Source organism: Pseudomonas sp. R2-60-08W (assembly GCF_003852335.1).
In the GTDB taxonomy this organism is placed as follows: domain Bacteria; phylum Pseudomonadota; class Gammaproteobacteria; order Pseudomonadales; family Pseudomonadaceae; genus Aquipseudomonas.
On sequence record NZ_CP027731.1, the window covers coordinates 3,844,620 to 3,861,355 of the forward strand.

15 protein-coding genes are annotated in these 16,736 nt (G+C 60.2%); 9 read left to right on the forward strand and 6 right to left on the reverse strand.

All coding sequences use genetic code 11. The features are described from left to right. Positions 1-79 precede the first annotated feature (79 nt). From C4J90_RS17460 to C4J90_RS17470, 3 genes are read left to right on the forward strand one after another with little or no spacing between them, the layout of a single operon-like run. On the forward strand, positions 80-1,090 hold the full coding sequence (locus C4J90_RS17460; RefSeq protein ID WP_124420436.1) for an ABC transporter substrate-binding protein: 1,011 nt from the start codon (positions 80-82) through the stop codon (positions 1,088-1,090). Further along, positions 1,087-2,091 (forward strand): iron ABC transporter permease, encoded by a 1,005-nt coding sequence (locus C4J90_RS17465; protein WP_124420437.1) that lies wholly within the window; start codon positions 1,087-1,089, stop codon positions 2,089-2,091. The genes C4J90_RS17460 and C4J90_RS17465 overlap by 4 nt, the downstream gene beginning before the upstream one ends. Next, the gene (locus C4J90_RS17470; RefSeq protein ID WP_124420438.1) at positions 2,088-2,852 is read left to right on the forward strand and encodes an ABC transporter ATP-binding protein; all 765 of its coding nucleotides are present in this window, start codon (positions 2,088-2,090) and stop codon (positions 2,850-2,852) included. The genes C4J90_RS17465 and C4J90_RS17470 overlap by 4 nt, the downstream gene beginning before the upstream one ends. On the opposite strand, the gene C4J90_RS17475 is transcribed toward C4J90_RS17470, so the two are convergent. The 3 genes from C4J90_RS17475 to C4J90_RS17485 all read right to left on the reverse strand — a co-directional run bounded on the left by C4J90_RS17475 (position 2,844) and on the right by C4J90_RS17485 (position 8,182). After that, positions 2,844-6,683: an ATP-binding protein gene (locus C4J90_RS17475; RefSeq protein WP_256658990.1), complete on the reverse strand. Its 3,840-nt coding sequence runs from the start codon at positions 6,681-6,683 to the stop codon at positions 2,844-2,846. The genes C4J90_RS17470 and C4J90_RS17475 overlap by 9 nt on opposite strands. A gap of 93 nt (positions 6,684-6,776) precedes the next feature. Then, entirely contained in the window at positions 6,777-7,742 is a 966-nt protein-coding gene (locus C4J90_RS17480; protein WP_124420440.1) for an alpha/beta hydrolase fold domain-containing protein, read from the reverse strand. Continuing rightward, positions 7,742-8,182, reverse strand: coding sequence for a TspO/MBR family protein (locus C4J90_RS17485; RefSeq protein WP_124415155.1), 441 nt, complete (start codon positions 8,180-8,182; stop codon positions 7,742-7,744). Before C4J90_RS17485 ends, C4J90_RS17480 begins: the two co-directional genes overlap by 1 nt. A gap of 210 nt (positions 8,183-8,392) precedes the next feature. Between C4J90_RS17485 and chrA the strand changes: the two genes are divergently transcribed. After that, positions 8,393-9,592 (forward strand): chromate efflux transporter, encoded by a 1,200-nt coding sequence (gene chrA / locus C4J90_RS17490; RefSeq protein ID WP_124415156.1) that lies wholly within the window; start codon positions 8,393-8,395, stop codon positions 9,590-9,592. Here chrA and C4J90_RS17495 read toward each other — a convergent pair. After that, a complete protein-coding gene (locus tag C4J90_RS17495; RefSeq protein ID WP_124420441.1) occupies positions 9,581-10,153 on the reverse strand; it encodes a nucleotidyltransferase family protein in 573 nt (190 codons plus the stop codon). The two genes, chrA and C4J90_RS17495, sit on opposite strands and share 12 nt — an antisense overlap. Positions 10,154-10,576: 423 nt before the next feature. On the opposite strand from C4J90_RS17495, the gene C4J90_RS17500 reads away from it, so the two are divergent. The 3 genes from C4J90_RS17500 to C4J90_RS17510 all read left to right on the forward strand — a co-directional run bounded on the left by C4J90_RS17500 (position 10,577) and on the right by C4J90_RS17510 (position 13,272). Beyond that, a complete protein-coding gene (locus C4J90_RS17500) occupies positions 10,577-10,789 on the forward strand; it encodes a DUF6124 family protein (protein WP_124420442.1) in 213 nt (70 codons plus the stop codon). A gap of 294 nt (positions 10,790-11,083) precedes the next feature. After that, positions 11,084-11,377 (forward strand): hypothetical protein, encoded by a 294-nt coding sequence (locus C4J90_RS17505; RefSeq protein WP_124420443.1) that lies wholly within the window; start codon positions 11,084-11,086, stop codon positions 11,375-11,377. Positions 11,378-12,549: 1,172 nt separating this feature from the next. Then, positions 12,550-13,272, forward strand: a complete 723-nt coding sequence (locus C4J90_RS17510; protein ID WP_124420444.1) for a hypothetical protein — start codon at positions 12,550-12,552, stop codon at positions 13,270-13,272. A 791-nt stretch (positions 13,273-14,063) separates the two neighbouring features. On the opposite strand, the gene C4J90_RS17515 is transcribed toward C4J90_RS17510, so the two are convergent. Beyond that, a complete protein-coding gene (locus C4J90_RS17515; RefSeq protein WP_124420445.1) occupies positions 14,064-14,978 on the reverse strand; it encodes a LysR family transcriptional regulator in 915 nt (304 codons plus the stop codon). A gap of 141 nt (positions 14,979-15,119) precedes the next feature. On the opposite strand from C4J90_RS17515, the gene C4J90_RS17520 reads away from it, so the two are divergent. After that, positions 15,120-15,515 (forward strand): RidA family protein, encoded by a 396-nt coding sequence (locus C4J90_RS17520; protein ID WP_124420446.1) that lies wholly within the window; start codon positions 15,120-15,122, stop codon positions 15,513-15,515. 255 nt (positions 15,516-15,770) lie between these two features. Further along, positions 15,771-16,181: a response regulator gene (locus tag C4J90_RS17525; RefSeq protein ID WP_124420447.1), complete on the forward strand. Its 411-nt coding sequence runs from the start codon at positions 15,771-15,773 to the stop codon at positions 16,179-16,181. Positions 16,182-16,365: 184 nt separating this feature from the next. Here the strand turns inward: C4J90_RS17525 and C4J90_RS17530 are convergent, their stop codons facing one another. After that, entirely contained in the window at positions 16,366-16,734 is a 369-nt protein-coding gene (locus tag C4J90_RS17530) for a response regulator (protein WP_124420448.1), read from the reverse strand. Positions 16,735-16,736: the final 2 nt, after the last annotated feature.

Here is a 16,736-nt window from a genome sequence, read left to right on the forward strand (position 1 = left end):
CCCGGCCGGCAGCGTTCGTGGGTGTATTTCCGTACCGTACCTGCCCTGCTTCACCGACGGTTCAAACGGAGATTGCCCCATGCTGCCACGCGTTACGGCCCTGATCATCGGCCTGGGTTGCTGTGCCCTGGCCCACGCCGCGCCTACCCACTACCCGCTGACCCTGGAAAACTGCGGCAGCCCCGTCACGTTCCAGCAGGCGCCCGCGCGCAGCGTGACCATCGGCCAGGCCGCCACCGAGATGCTGTATGCGTTGGGCGTGGGCGATAAAGTGGTCGGCACTTCGCTGTGGTTCAACACCGTATTGGCGCAGTACCAGGCGCAGGACGCGCGCATCGAGCGCCTGGCCAATAACGAACCGAGCTTCGAAGCAGTGATCGCCAAGCGCCCGCAACTGGTGGCCGCCGAGCTGGAATGGGTGGTCGGGCCCCAAGGCGTGGTGGGCACCCGCGAGCAGTTTCAGGAACTGAACATTCCGACCTACTTGCTGCCCTCCGACTGCGAAGACAAAGACAACCGGGTGGGCGCCGATGGCACGCGACTGCAGCCGTTTCGCATCGAGACGATCTACAAGGGCCTCAGCCAATTGGCCGAGATCTTCGACGTACAGGCGCGCGGCCAGCAACTGACCGATGAACTCAAGGCGCGCCTGGCCACGTCCATCGCCACCGTGCAGCGCAAAGGCTTGAAGCAAGCCAGCGCGCTGGTGTGGTTCTCCAGCGCCGAAATGGCCAGCGACCCCTACGTGGCCGGCCATAAAGGTGTACCCGAATTCATGCTGCACACCCTCGGCCTGCGCAACGTGGTGCAGTCCGATGAAGAATGGCCCGCCGTCGGCTGGGAAACCCTCGCCAAGGCCAACCCCACCTTCCTGGTGATCGCGCGCATGGACCGGCGCCGCTATCCCGCCGACGACCATGAAAAGAAGCTGGCCTTTCTGCGCAGCGACCCCGTGACCCGCAACATGGACGCAGTCAAACACAACCGCATCATCATCCTCGACGCCCTGGCGCTGCAGGCCAGCCTGCGCACATTCGACGGCCTTGACCAACTGGCTGCGGCCATCGACGGCTACGACCTGGCGCAATGATACGGACCCTGCTCGCCCTCACACTGCTGCTGATCGCCCTGCTTGCCGGCGTGGCCATCGGCGAAACGGCCATCTCGCCGCAGGTGGTGCTCCAGGTGCTCGCCAACAAACTCTGGGCGGCCGGCTACGCACTCGACCCCATCGATGAAGGCGTGGTGTGGAACTACCGCCTGACCCGCGCCCTGGTGGCCGGCGCCTGCGGTGCGGGCCTGGCGACGTGCGGGGTGATCCTGCAATCGTTGCTGCGCAACCCGTTGGCCGATCCGTACCTGTTGGGCATCAGCGCCGGGGCTTCGACCGGCGCGGTGCTGATCGCGTTGATCGGGGTGGGCGGCGGATTGGTTTCGTTGTCGGCGGGGGCATTTGTCGGCGCCATGGCCGCGTTCGCGCTGGTGATTCTGCTGGCGCGGGCCAGCGGCTCGTCCAGCGGCACCGGGCAGATCATCCTCGCCGGCATCGCCGGCTCGCAGCTGTTCAATGCGCTCACCGCGTTCCTGATCACCAAATCCGCCAGCTCCGAACAGGCGCGGGGCATCATGTTCTGGCTGTTGGGCAACCTCAGCGGCGTGCGTTGGCCGTCGGTGTGGCTGGCGGTGCCGATGGCGGTCGTGGGGCTGGTGGTGTGCCTGTGGCACCGTCGCGCACTGGATGCGTTTACCTTCGGCACGGATTCGGCGGCCGCCCTCGGCATTCCGGTGCGGCGCGTGCAGTTCGTGCTGGTGGGCTGCGCGGCGGTGGTGACGGCGGTGATGGTGTCAATTGTCGGCTCCATCGGCTTTGTCGGGCTGGTGATCCCCCATGCCGCACGCTTGATACTCGGCACCGGGCACTCCCGTCTGCTGCCCGCCAGCGCCCTGGGCGGCGCGTTGTTCCTGATCGCCGCCGATGTGCTGTCGCGCACCCTGATCAAAGGCCAGGTGATTCCGGTGGGGGTGGTCACCGCGCTGGTCGGCGCGCCGGTGTTTGCGCTGATCCTGATCGGTCGGAGGAATGCACGATGAGTGTGTTGAGCTGCAGTGGGCTCGGCTTCAAGGTGCGCGAGGCCGAGTTGCTGTGCGACGTCCACCTTGAGGTTGCGGCGGGTGAAACCCTGGGTATCGTCGGGCCGAACGGGTCGGGCAAATCGACCCTGCTCAAGTTGCTCGCGGGGTTGCGTACGCCGGCCAGCGGTGAGGTGCGCCTGGGCGACAAGCGTTTAGTCGACTTGTCGCGCCGCGCCATCGCGCAGCACGTGGCCGTGGTGGAACAACAGGCCGATACCGACGACGCCATCCGCGTGTTCGATGCGGTCGCCCTGGGCCGCACGCCCTGGCTGTCGGCGCTGAGCCCCTGGTCGAGCGAAGATGACACTATTGTGCGCCAGGCCTTGCACGACGTGGACGCCACGCACCTGAGCCATCGCGCCTGGCGCAGCCTCTCCGGCGGCGAACGCCAACGCGTGCATATCGCCCGCGCACTGGCGCAACGCCCGCAGATTCTGCTGCTGGACGAGCCAACCAACCACTTGGACATCCAGCACCAACTGACGATTCTCAAAGGCGTGCAGGCGCTTCCCGTCACCACCTTGATTGCCCTGCACGACCTCAACCAGGCGCTGACCTGTGATCGCCTGGCCGTGCTCGACCGGGGCCGGCTGGTGGCGCTGGGTAAACCGCTGGAGGTACTGACCCCGCAACGGTTGCAGGCCACCTTCGGTGTGCAGGCGCATTACCTGACCGACCCGTTCGACGGCGCGCAGATTCTACGCTTGCGCTCAGCCTGAGCCCGCAGGTGTCGAACAGACCCTGCGCAGAATCAGCAGCAGTTGGTGAATGGAATACGGCTTGTGCAGCAGGTCGAAACCGTGGGTGCCTTGTTGCGCCAGCACATGGCTGTAGCCACTGGTAAGCACGATGGGCAACGCGGGCCACAGCCGTTGGATTTCCTTGGCCAGCTCGAGCCCGTTCATGCCGGGCATCATCACATCGGAAAACACCACGTCGAACGCGTCGGCTTCATCGGACAACAACTTGAGGGCCTGCTCGGCATTCGTCGCCCAGGTCGCCTGAAAGCCAAGTTCCTCCAGGGCCTGGGTGGCAAAGGTGCCCACTTCGACGTTGTCTTCCACCACCAGCACATGGGTGCCACGGCCCTCGGTCATCGGCGCCGCCTCAAGCTCCACCTCGGGTTCCCGTGGCCGCGCAATGACTTTGGGCAGGTACAACGTAAACGTCGAACCTCGACCGAATTCGGTGCTGACCCGCACTTCGCCGCCCGATTGTTTGGCAAAGCCGAACACCTGGCTAAGGCCAAGCCCGGTGCCCTGCCCGACGTTCTTGGTGGTGAAAAACGGCTCGAATATGCGCTCCAGATGCTCAGGGCGTATGCCGCTGCCGGTGTCGCTCACCGCGATCGCCACAAACGCCCCCGGCACCGCAGGCTGGCCGCGCAGGGCCGGGAGAGTGTCGACGGAGGCTACCGCGACGGTCAGGGTACCCACGCCCTTCATCGCATCACGGGCATTGACCACCACGTTGACCAGCGCCGAGTCGAACTGGCTGGAGTCGGCATAGACAAAACAATCGTAGGGCGCAAGCTCAGTGATGACGCGGATATGGGCACCACACAGCGATTCGATCATTTCCACCAGCGAGGTCACGCTGTGGCTGACGTCGAACGCCTGCGGCTTCAATGCCTGGCGACGGGCGAACGCGAGTAACTGCCCGGTGAGACGCGCCGCTCGGTTGACCGTGTCGGAAATCGCCGCCAGGTAACGGCTGCGCCGCGCTTCGGGCAGTTCCGGACGCTCCAGCAGGTCGAGCGAAGAGCGAATCACCGTCAGCAGGTTATTGAAGTCATGGGCCACGCCGCCCGTGAGTTGGCCAAGGGCTTCGAGTTTTTGCGCCTGGCGCAGTTGTTCTTCGGCCTTGCTGCGCTCTTCCATGGCCTCGGTGATGCGCTGTTCGAGGGTTTCATTGAGCGCCTGCATGCCCAGCTCGACCCGTTTCTGATCGGTGATGTCCTGCACCAAACCGAACATTTTCAGGGTGCGCCCGTGGGCGTCGAGTTGCGGCATGCTGCGCACCAGGATCCAGCGCACCTGCTGGTCATCTACGCGGCGGATGCGGCACTGGAAATCCCAGCTGCTGCCCTGCTGCACCGCGCGCTTGAACGCCGCCTCGACCGCGTCGCGGTCTGCGGGAAGCACATGTTCCAGGAAGGTCTGCATGCCCCAGTGCGGCACCCGCTCGTGGTAACCGAAAATCTGGTCATGTCGCTCGGCGCGCACCGAGCTGTCGGCGACGATATCCAGTTCCCATTCGCCGATCTGCCCGGCGTCAATCGCCAGGCGCAGCCGCGCTTCGCTTTCACGCAATGTCGCCACGCGGCGGTTGCGGGCGCGCTCCAGATGCGAGGTGACACGGGAGACCAGCTCGCGCGCCAAAAACGGTTTGATCAGGTAGTCATCGGCGCCGGCGGCCAGGCCCTCGGCGCGGGCTTCTTCACCCGCACGGGCCGACAGCAGAATCACCGGCGTCGCCTGCAAGCGCGGGTCTTCACGCACGGCGCGCAATAGGCCAAAGCCATCGAGGACCGGCATCATCACGTCGGTAAGGATCAGTTGCGGCGGGTTTTCGCGGGCCGCCTGCAGCGCGGCCTGCCCATCGGTCACGGTTTCCACGTCCAGGCCGGCGGCGTACAGCAAGCGCGCGACGTAAGCGCGCATATCGGCATTATCGTCCGCCAGCAGCACGTGGCCCTGGAAGGACTCGGCCTCAGGCTCAGGGTGTGTCTGGGCCTCGTCAACCAGCGCTGACGCATCCGGCAACCAGCCAAGCGCCTCCTCCACGTAGGCACTCACATTGGTGGTAGAACCGTACTGCAACGCCTCGGTATGCAGCGGCTTGGGGACATGCCGGTTGCCCAGCGGCAGCCGGATGCTGAACGTCGTGCCGACCCCCACCTCACTGCTCACTTCCAGCGTGCCGCCCTGCAGCCTGACCAGTTCATCCACCAGCGCCAGGCCGATCCCCGAGCCTTCGAACGAGCGGCCGACGGGGTTTTCGATCTGGTGGAAGCGCTCGAACAAACGCGGCAGCTCATGGGCCGCGATGCCGGTGCCGGTGTCACTCACGCGCACCTGGGCAGCGCTGCCATCGGCGGTGGGCGCAACGCTGACGCGGATGTGCCCGGCCAGGGTGAATTTGAAGGCGTTGGAGATCAGGTTCAGCACCACCTTTTCCCACATGTCGCGGTCGACGTAGGCCGCCTCGGGCAAGGGCGTGGTGTCAATGAGCAACGCCAGGCCGGCGCGCTCGCAGGCCGATCGGAAGTTGGAGGCCAGGTCAGCGGTGAGTGCCGGCAGGTCCACCGGCGCATAGGTCGCCTGGGCGCGGCCGGCCTCAATGCGGGAAAACTCCAGCAGTGAGTTGACCAGCTTGAGCAGGCGCTGGCCGTTGCGATAAGCCAGCGTGACCCGCTCACGCTCATCCTCGGGCAGCGTATCGCCCAAGGCCAGCGACTCTTCCAGCGGCCCGAGCATCAAGGTCAGGGGCGTGCGAAATTCATGGCTGATGTTGGTGAAAAAGGTGGTCTTGGCCTGGTCGATAGCCGCCAGGGCGTCGGCACGCTGGCGCTCATACTCGCGCGCGCGCACGGTGGCCAGTGCCGCCGAGAGCGCTGCCCCTAGCAGTTCGTAGAGCCCTCGGTAAATGTCGTTCATCGGCAAGCGGGGTGACGCACCGGCCACCAGAATCAACGGGGCCTGCGTGTCGTCCGGCACCACCAGCGGCAACACAAAGGCGGTCTGGGACGGCTCCGGGTAGGGCCCGCAAGCCACGCCGGCAAACAGCGCCTCGATGTTGTCCACCTGCAGCGTGCGCTTTTGCTCGCACGCGGCGCCCAACGGCCAGGGCGTGGTGTCGGCCGCGTCGATCCAGGCCGGTGATGCGGCAGTGTCGGCGGCGATACCGCTGTGTTGTGCCAGGCGGTAACCCTTGCCTTGGGCGTCCCACTCATAAAACAGCAGGAACGGAATATCAAAGTTGAACCCCGCCAGCGTCTGCACCGTCAACGCGATCAGTTTGGGCAAGTCATCGGCAACTGCCAACTGCCCGGTCAGATCGCGCAACGCACGGGTGCGCCGCTCGGCGAGGATGGTCACCGTGGTTTCCGTCACCGGGTGAAACAGTCCGCCGATGCCACCGGTTTCATCACGAATGGGCGAAATGGAAAAGGTGAAGAACGTCTCTTCCAGGTAACCATTGCGCGTGAGGAACATGCGCTGGTTCTCCAGAAAACTGGTTTGTCCCTCCAGCGCCTCGGTGAAGGGCCCGCCAATGGCCGGCCACGCACTGGCCCAGGTCACGTGGTAGCCCTCGCCCAAGGCGCGTGGATGCGACTCGCCGCACAGCACCTTGTAGCCGTCGTTATAGATCTGGGTGTTCTCGGGGCCCCAGATGATATTGATCGGGAAATTAGACGCCAGGCACAGGCTGACGGTGGTGCGCAGGCTCTGTGGCCAGGATTCGATCGGCCCTAACGGGGTTGCCGACCAATCTTTGGACTGGATCAGGGAGGCCAGTTCGCCACCGCCCGACAAGAAGGAATGCATAATCACGGGTTTGGACCACCAACAGATTTAGGCGATTGCAAAGGCATGTATCTGTCACTGTGACCACCGCCGAATGAAAACCTCCCATTGAACTCATTCAGCGCCAGGGTCGACGGCGTCGCAGGGCGCCGAGAGTTGCGGGGTGTGCAGACGCGCCGTTATCCAGCCCCGGCTGTATACCAAAACGCTGTCCGCCATCGCCACGGGAAAATGAATGAACCCATGGGCCGACTCCGGCAACAGATGCGCCTCCACCTGACTCCAGCGTTCGGCGATCAGCAGCGTGTCGTCCTTGAGCGGGTCCAGTTCGCCCACGAACATCAACGCTGGCGGCATGCCGGCGAAGTCGCCATACAAGGGTGACAACGGCGGCTGTCGACGCTCGTCGTCGCTGATCCCCGGCGTGAGCAAGCGCAGCGCCGTGACCATTCCCGGCCCATCGAGCAACAGCGTTTGCGGCCCGGCGTTGCGCACGCTCGGCGTGCCGGTCAAGTCATACACCCCGTAGTACAACACCGCGCCATGGACACGTTGGAGCAACAGCGGCCATTGCTTCAACGCCAGCAATGTGGCCGCCGCCAGATGCCCGCCGGCTGATTCGCCGACAAAAAACACCGGCAGGCCGGCAAACTCCGCGCAGTCCGCCAACAGCCAGCGCGCAGCGGCCAGGCAGTCTTCCAGCAACCCTTCCACCGGCGTGTTAACCGCCAGCCGATAGTCCACCGACACCACCGCCACGTCGCACGCGCGCACCATGCCGAGGTTGAGGTCGTCATTCATCTGCGCATTGCCAATCACCCAGCCGCCGCCGTGGATATCCAGCACCACGCCTTTGGGCGCACCGGCGGGCCGCAGGATACGCACGGGCACGGAGCCGATAAGCCGGATTTCCACCACAGGCGGTTTCTGGAACCTTTGCCGGGTGCGCAGCAGTGCCTGGATCACACGCGGCGTGACGCGGTTGCGGATCTTGAAGCGCGGCAGCCACGCGAGCGTGCGATTGAAGCGGCGCATCTGGGCCAATTCGGTCTCGCTGGCGGGCCAGTGTTGGTAAGCCATCAACGGTTATTCCGCAGGATCGAGAAGTTCAACGCCGCCGCTACGCACAGCCAGGCCAGGTACGGAAACAGGATCAGGCCGGTAATCAGGTCCAGACGCACTGCCAGCACCACCATCGCCGCCACGGTCAGCCACAACAGCACAATGATCACCATCCCGGCGAGCAAGCGATGCGCGCCGAAGAACACCGGCGTCCACAGCGTATTCAATGCAATCTGCGCGGCCCACAGCGCCAACACCATCTCGCTGCCCGGGATCAGGCTCAAGCGGTAACCGGCCCAGGCCAGCAACAGGTAGATAATTGTCCACGCCACCGGGAACAACCAGTTGGGCGGGGTGAAGCTGGGCTTGACCAGGGATTCGTACCAGGCGCCGGGTTTGAAAATCACACCGGTACTGGCGGCGGCAGCGCAAGCGAGCAGGAAGATGAAGAAGATCATGGTCGGTCCTTGAGGTTAAAGGAGTGGAAGGCAAGGCTGTGCTTCAAGTGACTCAGCTTTAATGACTCAAATCGGCGCCGATAAATTCAATGTGCACGGCAAAAATGACAGGCAGGCCGTCTCTTCTGCGCGTCATGAAAAATCGGTAAAGTGCCCCACCAGCCCACATCGATTTGCCGGGTTCTTCACACGCCACCCGAGAGCCTCACCTTGCCCGCACCCCTTGCCGATCACCGCAGCAGCCTTGGGTCAGTGTTCCTGATCTTCCTGCGCCTGGGCCTGACCTCCTTCGGCGGGCCGATTGCGCACCTGGGTTATTTTCGCGAGGAATTCGTCACCCGCAGACGCTGGCTCAGTGAACACAGCTATGCCGAACTGGTCGCCCTGTGCCAGTTCCTGCCCGGCCCGGCCAGCAGCCAGGTCGGCATCGCGTTGGGCCTGTCACGCGCAGGTTACGCGGGTGCCGCGGCTGCCTGGGCCGGGTTCACCTTGCCGTCGGCCATCGCGCTGATCCTGTTCGCCCTGGGCCTTTCTCACTATGGCAGCGCCCTGCCCGCCGGCGCGCTGCATGGCCTCAAGGTCGTCGCCGTGGCGGTGGTGGCCCAAGCTGTGTGGGGCATGGCGCGCACCCTGTGCCGGGGCTGGGCGCGGATAATATTGATGCTGGGCGCCGCCGGTTGGGTACTGCTGCAATCGTCTGCCTGGAGCCCGGTGGCAGTGATCGTCGTGGCGGGGGTGGCCGGCCTGCTGCTGTTCAAGCCCGCGCCCCGTGCCGAGCCCGACGCATTGCCCATCGCCATCAGCCGCCGTGCCGCAACGCTGTGGCTGGCGCTGTTCCTGCTGTTGCTGGTGGGCTTGCCGCTCCTTGCCGACTGGGTGAGCGATCCCACGCTGGCGCTGGTGGACGCGTTCTACCGCACCGGCTCACTGGTGTTTGGCGGCGGCCATGTGGTGTTGCCGTTGCTGCAAGCCCAGGTGGTGCCCAGCCAATGGGTGAGCAACGACGTTTTCCTCGCCGGCTACGGCGCCGCCCAAGCCGTGCCCGGCCCGCTGTTCACCTTCGCGGCCTTTCTCGGCGCCTCGATGACCCACGCCCCTACCGGCTGGCTGGGCGGCCTGATCGGCCTGCTGGCGATCTTCGCGCCGTCATTTTTGCTGATCTTCGGCGCGCTGCCCTTCTGGGCCAGCCTGCGCCACAGCCCCCGCACCCAGGCCGCGCTGGCCGGTGTGAACGCGGCAGTGGTGGGCTTGTTATTGGCGGCGTTGTACCGACCGGTGTGGACCAGCGCGATTTTCAGCGTTTACGACCTGGCCCTGGCATTGCTCGCCTTGGCGGCACTGATGCTGATGAAGTTGCCGCCGTGGCTGGTGGTGATCGGGTGCAGCGTGCTCGGCGGGTTATTCGGCTGACCCCGGCGGCACAATCCTGAGCCAAGGCCAGCGTTGCTGATAGCTCCTGGCCTTGTGCAAAAACAGTTCGGGCTCGGCATGCAGCGGGTTAATGCGCAGCACGCCCTGCTCCACATCCGCCAAGCCATACGGCGCATACACCTCCCCCGTGGCAATGTCCAAGGCAATGCATGTACCCGCCACCAGGTAACGGTCCACCCCTTGCCTGGCCGAATGCAACTGAGGGTACGGCCGGCCAAACCGCTGCCCATACCACAGATGAACCCGCGCCTGATTCTTCACCTCCACGTTAACGCCCAGGTCCAGGAACAACGACTCGGCCCTGCGGATCACCACATCCTCAGCCTCGTAGGACACATCCTGGTCGAAGTAGAAAACGTCATAGTCCTTCACCCCCGCATCAACCGGCCGACTCGCCTGATGAGTCCACACCGCCTGGAACAGACAGCCCGCCGTGAGCATGCACTGCTCCAGCCCGAGCGACGGCAAACGCGCGGTGACTTCAGCGTTGACGGGGTTGGCCATGGCCAGTTTGAGCAAGGTGTCGACGGTCAATGTCATGGGGTCCCTGGGTGGTCAATTCGATGTGCAGAGACTCTACAACAGCGTGGTGAAGGATTTGATGAGGCGCTGAATATTCTTGTGGGTTCAAAGGGGTACAGCGTTCGCTACCGTGCGGCACCTTGCTCCATTGCCTACGCTTGCGTCAGAATCCGCCGGCTTGTGCGCTGGGGTGGCCGTATTTAAGGTGGCTCGGTCGCTGAATTTCTCGGCGATCGGGTTTAGTAGCCTGACGGTTTATCCAAACTAAGTGCATAAGCTCCATCAATCAGACATTCCTGTCTGTACTTGATGGCGGCTGTGTGTAGGGCACCTTCGGGTGCGCCGGCTTTCGTTTGGATTCCCCGGTCTACTAACCTGCGCACAGCTGCCACCCTTCTGTTTAGTAGCTAAAGGGCGGTAGCCACACTCAGGAATTCAAACATGCTATTCACCGTCGCATCCGACGCCAGCAACGAAGCCCTCCTCACCAACAGCTACGAAACCTTTACCAGCGTCAGCACCCTGCTGCTCGATCTGTCCGAAGACCTCAACGGCAAACACCGCGACGTCGCGCTGGCGATTCATCAATTGAGTGAACTGGGCGTACTGCTCACCGGCAGATTGCTTGACCGTGAGGCGCCGTGTACGGGTTGATTTACTGTATTTAACTCAAAAAGCCCGATTAATCGCTGAGTCGTTGCACGCCATATGCAACGGCTCGGCGATTTGCTTTTTGATGGGTTTGGTGGAGGGCCGGCTGCAATACAAAATGAGGTAGTCATTTCGGCTCGCCCTCGACCCGGCACTAGCGATTCGCGGGGGAAGCGGGCCATTTCCAGTTTCTTGCCTGCCATGCATCCAGCGTGTAGTAATGTCGGTGACAGGCTTGGAAGTGCTGCAGTAGCGTTGTGCTTTCTCAACTTTGCAATGGATTATGGAGTGGGCGCTATGAAGTTCCTCAAAACTACATTGAACAACCGGAAGAAAAAGAGGGCCTGGGCGGAGCTTAGCGACTGGGCGCTAGCCTTCATAGGCGCCCCGAGCTTTCTGGTTGGCAGCTTTTACCTATGGGTGGTCGGTACAACGACACCTGATCTGTTAACCCTGTCTCGCGAACACGGCTTACCGCTGGAGGCCATTTTAGCTTTCGCCTTCTTGGGAGGCCTAGCATTGAGCAGCTGGTTTTTTCTATGCGTCGCGCGGCGGTGCAGCGAACTGCTTTACGAACGCAACTTCAAATAAGCAAAGCCCAAGCCAGGCCCGCCGGGCTTTTAGTGCCGGATATCAAAAAAATCTATGCTTCCGACCTATACCTTTAGCCTTCCTTTCTCATACACAACTATCAAGAGCGACATCATCACCATGGATGAATGGACTACCAATCCTCAATTTTGGATTAGCAGCGCTGTATCGGCTATCACTGGCTTTCTACTCCAGTATTTGTACCGGCTTGGGCACAGCAGGATCCAGCCCCTACTCATTGGAGCAAGAGGTCGTATGCGATCTTTTTTCCGAGGCCGCAAGCTTAAAGATTTGAAATGTATAAAGGCGGCAAGGTTCGACTCCGTCAGAGTCAATCGAGAGATTGCTCTGAGCTACGCCATGCTGACACTTTTCATTTTGAGCATTGTGGCATGCGTAATTAGCTTCGGGTTCGCACCCACCGAAACCCACAAGAGCCATGTCTTGGCAATTCTATATGGATCGATCACCGGAATTCCGCTACTAATTTTTGAGTTTGCTTGGTTGGTCACATCGACCCGAGTAGATGAAATTCTGAAGTATCGACGCCGCATCAAACAACGTGGTCGCCGCCTCTGCTAATTTAAAACTCTGCGCATCACCCAGCTTTTCATCTCTGTCCAATGCACAAAGCCCCATTCTATAGGGTATAGAATGGGACTTTGTGTATGCCGAATTCAGCCTTCCAATATAGGAGATCAGCGTGTCAGAACCCACCCTTAGTTTCAATGCCTCGGCCACAACAAGCGGGTGACTTGATTGAGTCCTACCACTTGGAAGTGGTCGACACCCGCGATGGCACGACTTTAGAGATCTCAGTCTCGACGAGGCATCTTATTTCAGCTCGTAGTATAGAGAGCATCCTTCAGACCGGAAAATGTTCTACTCCGTTGCGCAGCCTACGCACGCCAGGATACTTAGCGAGATGTTCGATCAGCAACTGCTTGAAGCAACCTTAGACTAGCCCGGCCCACCTGGCTTTTTCATGCCTGCTAGAGTCAAAAACTCGTGCACGCAAGTCTTGGCTGGCGGTCGAATTAAGATGTTGAGCCTATACGGTTGCTACATACTTTCCAATCCAATGCGACGAAACGCTGCAGGCCGTTAGCGCGAAAGCTCAAACTGATCGGATATTTCCCTAGGTCGATTGTTAATTCACCATGGAGTTTTTGATGGCCCTAACCCAAATGCAGATAATTCAGTCACTAGGTGAGGCTATGGCCTGGTTTGAACGGGAGCGTCAGTGGGGAGTACCACCAACAGAGCTTAGACATCTTTGCGGTCGCATCGGTGAGCTGTATGCAGCGCTGATAACAAATGGCCAAATGGCCGTATCTGTTAACCAGAAAGGTTATGACGTTGTCAGCGCACAGGGCGAAAAGGTGTCCGTTAAAACGACCGCAAAAATGGACCACGCAGGTCATATATCCTTCAACCCGAGGTCACTTTCCGAGGTGGACAGGGTGATTATTCTGCGAATCAATACGGATGACATGGAGGTTGAAACGCTGCTCGATGCATCTCTTCAGGATGCACTGCTGATGATGGGCCCAGAAGCCCAGGGAAAGCGCTCAATCCCGTTGAGCCGCCTTTTGAAACGGTCGAAACCTCAAAGCGAACTGGCGACAGTCAACCAGGTTAGCTACTACGGATATGTCATACGAGAACTTGAGACCGGCACCATTGCTGTATTCCGGGACGGCCAACCGATACAACCGACAAAACCAGCCCTCAGAGAGATGGCGATAAATCTCAACATCTCGCTTGTTAATTCAAACGGTAACCCGTTCAACACTAGGCAACTGGGTAGCTTAATCATCCAGAGTGTGAAGGCGCTCATGGAAAGCGTGCCAGCGCCTCCCGCACCTATAACTCAAGGCAAATCCTGGCCTTGATAAAAATGGGCCGGGCGTGGAGCGCCCGCGCTTGGCACGCACGCGCAAGCAGCAAATCACAGGCGACGTTTTTTCATGTCCACCAGAAACAACAAAACCCACATTAGTGGGTTTCGTTGCATAGGTCTGGGATCAGAAAACGGAGGTGATCTCGATGATCGCAATCCTCGGACTGCAGATTCGGATCCAACTTTTGTAACTGCTCGATGAGATCCTTCACTTTGATAATGCTCCTTATGTTTGACCGCCACTGCCGAGAAGCCATCAACGTAACAGCCCAAACACAGAGCCGCTAACCAGATGCAAAAAGCCCAGCGCGAGACTGGATTCGTATAGGCTAATTAGCCAATCTGCTTCAGTACATAGGTCTGGTCGTTCTGACCATGGTTAACTATCCATTCCACTGTCCGGAATGGTGCGAGCGGTCCCCTCACCCCTTGCGGGTCTACCAGGTGATCGCCCGCCAACCTGAAAATCGGCCCTCCTGGAGCGATAGGTACTCCAGTTCCATCGATCAGAATCCCAATAGGCTCTTGTGCAGCGGTGTTCTTGAACACCCCCCAGCGCCCCTGCAAATATGTTTGGTTCATATCAATTTTCCATTCAAAGCAACAGGGGCAGAAGAGTGCTTCAAGATGTCCGAACGGGCAAGAGTCTGTGGTGCGCTCCGCGTGGATCTATGACTAGCATATTAAAAAAGCCCCGAGCGGGGCTGGACTATTTCTGAGGCAGCTTTCGGTCAAAAAGCGGACGTTTAGACCGTCCAGTCCTAAATTGAGCTTACACCCGCTTCACTCAACCACCGGCGCATGCTCGGCCATCAACGCTATCACCCAGTCGATAAACACTCGCACCTTGGCGCTGACATGCCGATTCGGCGGGAATGCCAGATACATCGGCATCGGCGCCATATGCCAGTCCTCGAACAGCGGCAGCAACTCGCCGCTGACCAGGTGCGGTTTGGCCATGTACTGCGGTAGCCAAAGCATGCCCAGACCCGCCAGGCCGGCGGCCAGGTATGCATTGCCATCGTCGACCGTCAGTTGCGGGCGACCCTGGACCTCAATGCGTTCCTCACCACGCTGCATCGCGTAGGGCAAGGATTTACCTGTGCGAAACCAGAGGAAGCCAACGGTACTGTGCCTGCCCTCCTCCAGCTCATGGGGGTGCGCAGGCGTACCGAAACGCTGCAGATAGCCGGGCGCGGCATAAATGCCGATGTGCAGATCGCCCACATGCCTTGCCATCAGCGACTGATCGGTGATTTCGCCGCCGCGCACCACGCAGTCGACGTTTTCGCCAATGATGTCGACAATCCGATCGCTCACGCCCAGGGTCAGCTGGATTTCCGGGTAGCGTGCAAAGAACCCCGGCAACGCGGGTATCAGCAGCATTCGCGCAAACGGGCTGGGTACGTCCACCCGCAGGCGCCCGCGCGGTGTCATCGACGCGCTGGACAGGCTGGTTTCGGCATCGTCCATATCGACCAATAGTCGGATGACGCGCTCGTAGTAGGCCGCGCCATCGGCGGTGACGTTGACCTTGCGTGTGGTGCGGTTGAGCAAGCGCACACGCAGCCTCGCTTCCAGTTGCTGAACGAGCTGCGTCACGGTGGTCTTGCTCATGTGCAGGGTAGCGGCCGCCTTGGTGAAGCTGCCGGTTTCCACCACGCGGGCAAAGGCCTGCATTGCATCGAAACGGTCCATTTCACGCCTCACTAGGGTTCTGGATAGTTTGGATTCTACAAACAGTCATGACCAGCGTTGCGCGTTTATTCAGATCGCCCGTCTTTTTACACTGACTCCATCGTAAACAGCGGGCCGCCCTGGCCCCGAAGGAGAGATGCAATGACCAGCAAACGCGATGTGGTTTTCCCGCCTGACCGCCATGCACTGTACGAGCTCCACCGCTACTCACCGGCGATTCGTTCCAACGGTTTTCTGTTCGTATCCGGTCAGGTCGGCAGCCGCAAAGATGGCTCGGCCGAGCCGGACCTCGCGACACAGGTTCGCCTGGCCTTCGCCAACCTCAACGCAATCCTGACCGAGGCCGGCAGTAGTTTCGAGGATGTGGTCGACACGACCATCTTCATGGTCGACCCCGACTCGACATTCGAAACAATCTGGGAAGTGGTGGCCGAGTACTGGGGCGAAGCGCCCTACCCGACGGCGACCGCTGTTGGCGTGACCTGGTTGTCCGGTTTTGATTTCGAGATCAAGGTGATTGCCAAATTACCCCAATAAACTCGACTCAGCCCTTCTCCGACCGTCAAAGGAGGCCATCTTGTTTTTTCTGGGGTGACCCTCCGCGCCCTACCGTTCTCTGCTTGCTTTCACCGTCTGCTTCTGGCCGATTTCTGCCGCTAGTGACGGGCAGCAATCGGCCAATAGCGAACTTTCGAATTGTTTCACTACGTCCAAGATCTAATCTTCAGCGAGGTCTACAATCAACTCCACGAATCGAGCTGTAGCACAATTGGTCAGTTTAGGAATGATCTCATGAATGAGGAATGCGAAAAGCCTTCGCCTCTGTCTGAGCCGGTAATAGTCGTGGAGGACGACCAAATAATTCGCGGTCTAATGATAGATATTTTGTCAGAAATAGGTTTGCGCTCGCTGGGCTTTGATAGCGCTGATGGTGCTTTAATTCATATGCTCAGCACGCCGCACACGTACCCACTGGTGATCGCGGATCACGGTTTGCCTGGCAAGCTCAAAGGTTCGGATTTTATCGCGGTGGTGAAGGCAAGATGGCCTAGCACTGCCACGATTCTTACCTCTGGATACTCGTTGGATCCTACCATCGTGCCGCCCTCTACAACGTACTTGGAAAAGCCGTGGTCGATGGACGAGCTAGTGACAGCGGTGGCAAATTCACTTCATACAGATCCTCCACGTCGCAAGATGTGAATGCGTCTTTGCCATACCTTTTCCTTAGGTTTTAACTCCCTGAGTATCCTTTCTCAAAAAACGGTGTGGGCGGTTATAGCCCACGGCCGGAGAAGACACCGGGCAACCTCGTCAGCAGAGCTGGCGTCGCCAATTGCAATTGGGGTTTCACCTTGGTCAGCGCACATTAATAACCCTAGTTAGGTCAGCGCTGGTCTTGGACCAAGAGCTTTTTAACTTCGGCAATGATCAAGTCGATATTGAATGGCTTTGCCAAAACCGCATCAAACAGATCCGATCTCTTCATACCAATGTGTGCTTGAGCGCCGCTCATAAGGATGATCGGCAAATGCTTGACGGATGGAAGAGCTCGGACGGCTGTAGCGAATTCCAAGCCATCCATCACCGGCATCATAAAGTCTGTGATGATCAAGGCTGGCCCCTCTCTATCCAACACCTCAAGCCCTTTTCGACCATTGCTGGCAGTTACCACCATGAACCCCTCATCCTCCAGCGCGAAGCTGAGAATGTCAGCGATCAAATACTCGTCGTCGACGACCAAGATGGTGGTCATGT

Coding starts and splice junctions, on each gene's coding strand:
- C4J90_RS17530 (WP_124420448.1), bottom strand. CDS start 16,734: ATGACCACCATCTTGGTCGTCGACGACGAGTATTTGATCGCTGACATT.
- C4J90_RS17515 (WP_124420445.1), bottom strand. CDS start 14,978: ATGGACCGTTTCGATGCAATGCAGGCCTTTGCCCGCGTGGTGGAAACC.
- C4J90_RS17520 (WP_124420446.1), top strand. CDS start 15,120: ATGACCAGCAAACGCGATGTGGTTTTCCCGCCTGACCGCCATGCACTG.
- C4J90_RS17485 (WP_124415155.1), bottom strand. CDS start 8,182: ATGATCTTCTTCATCTTCCTGCTCGCTTGCGCTGCCGCCGCCAGTACC.
- C4J90_RS17500 (WP_124420442.1), top strand. CDS start 10,577: ATGCTATTCACCGTCGCATCCGACGCCAGCAACGAAGCCCTCCTCACC.
- C4J90_RS17465 (WP_124420437.1), top strand. CDS start 1,087: ATGATACGGACCCTGCTCGCCCTCACACTGCTGCTGATCGCCCTGCTT.
- C4J90_RS17495 (WP_124420441.1), bottom strand. CDS start 10,153: ATGACATTGACCGTCGACACCTTGCTCAAACTGGCCATGGCCAACCCC.
- C4J90_RS17460 (WP_124420436.1), top strand. CDS start 80: ATGCTGCCACGCGTTACGGCCCTGATCATCGGCCTGGGTTGCTGTGCC.
- C4J90_RS17510 (WP_124420444.1), top strand. CDS start 12,550: ATGGCCCTAACCCAAATGCAGATAATTCAGTCACTAGGTGAGGCTATG.
- C4J90_RS17470 (WP_124420438.1), top strand. CDS start 2,088: ATGAGTGTGTTGAGCTGCAGTGGGCTCGGCTTCAAGGTGCGCGAGGCC.
- C4J90_RS17505 (WP_124420443.1), top strand. CDS start 11,084: ATGAAGTTCCTCAAAACTACATTGAACAACCGGAAGAAAAAGAGGGCC.
- C4J90_RS17475 (WP_256658990.1), bottom strand. CDS start 6,683: ATGCATTCCTTCTTGTCGGGCGGTGGCGAACTGGCCTCCCTGATCCAG.
- C4J90_RS17525 (WP_124420447.1), top strand. CDS start 15,771: ATGAATGAGGAATGCGAAAAGCCTTCGCCTCTGTCTGAGCCGGTAATA.
- C4J90_RS17480 (WP_124420440.1), bottom strand. CDS start 7,742: ATGGCTTACCAACACTGGCCCGCCAGCGAGACCGAATTGGCCCAGATG.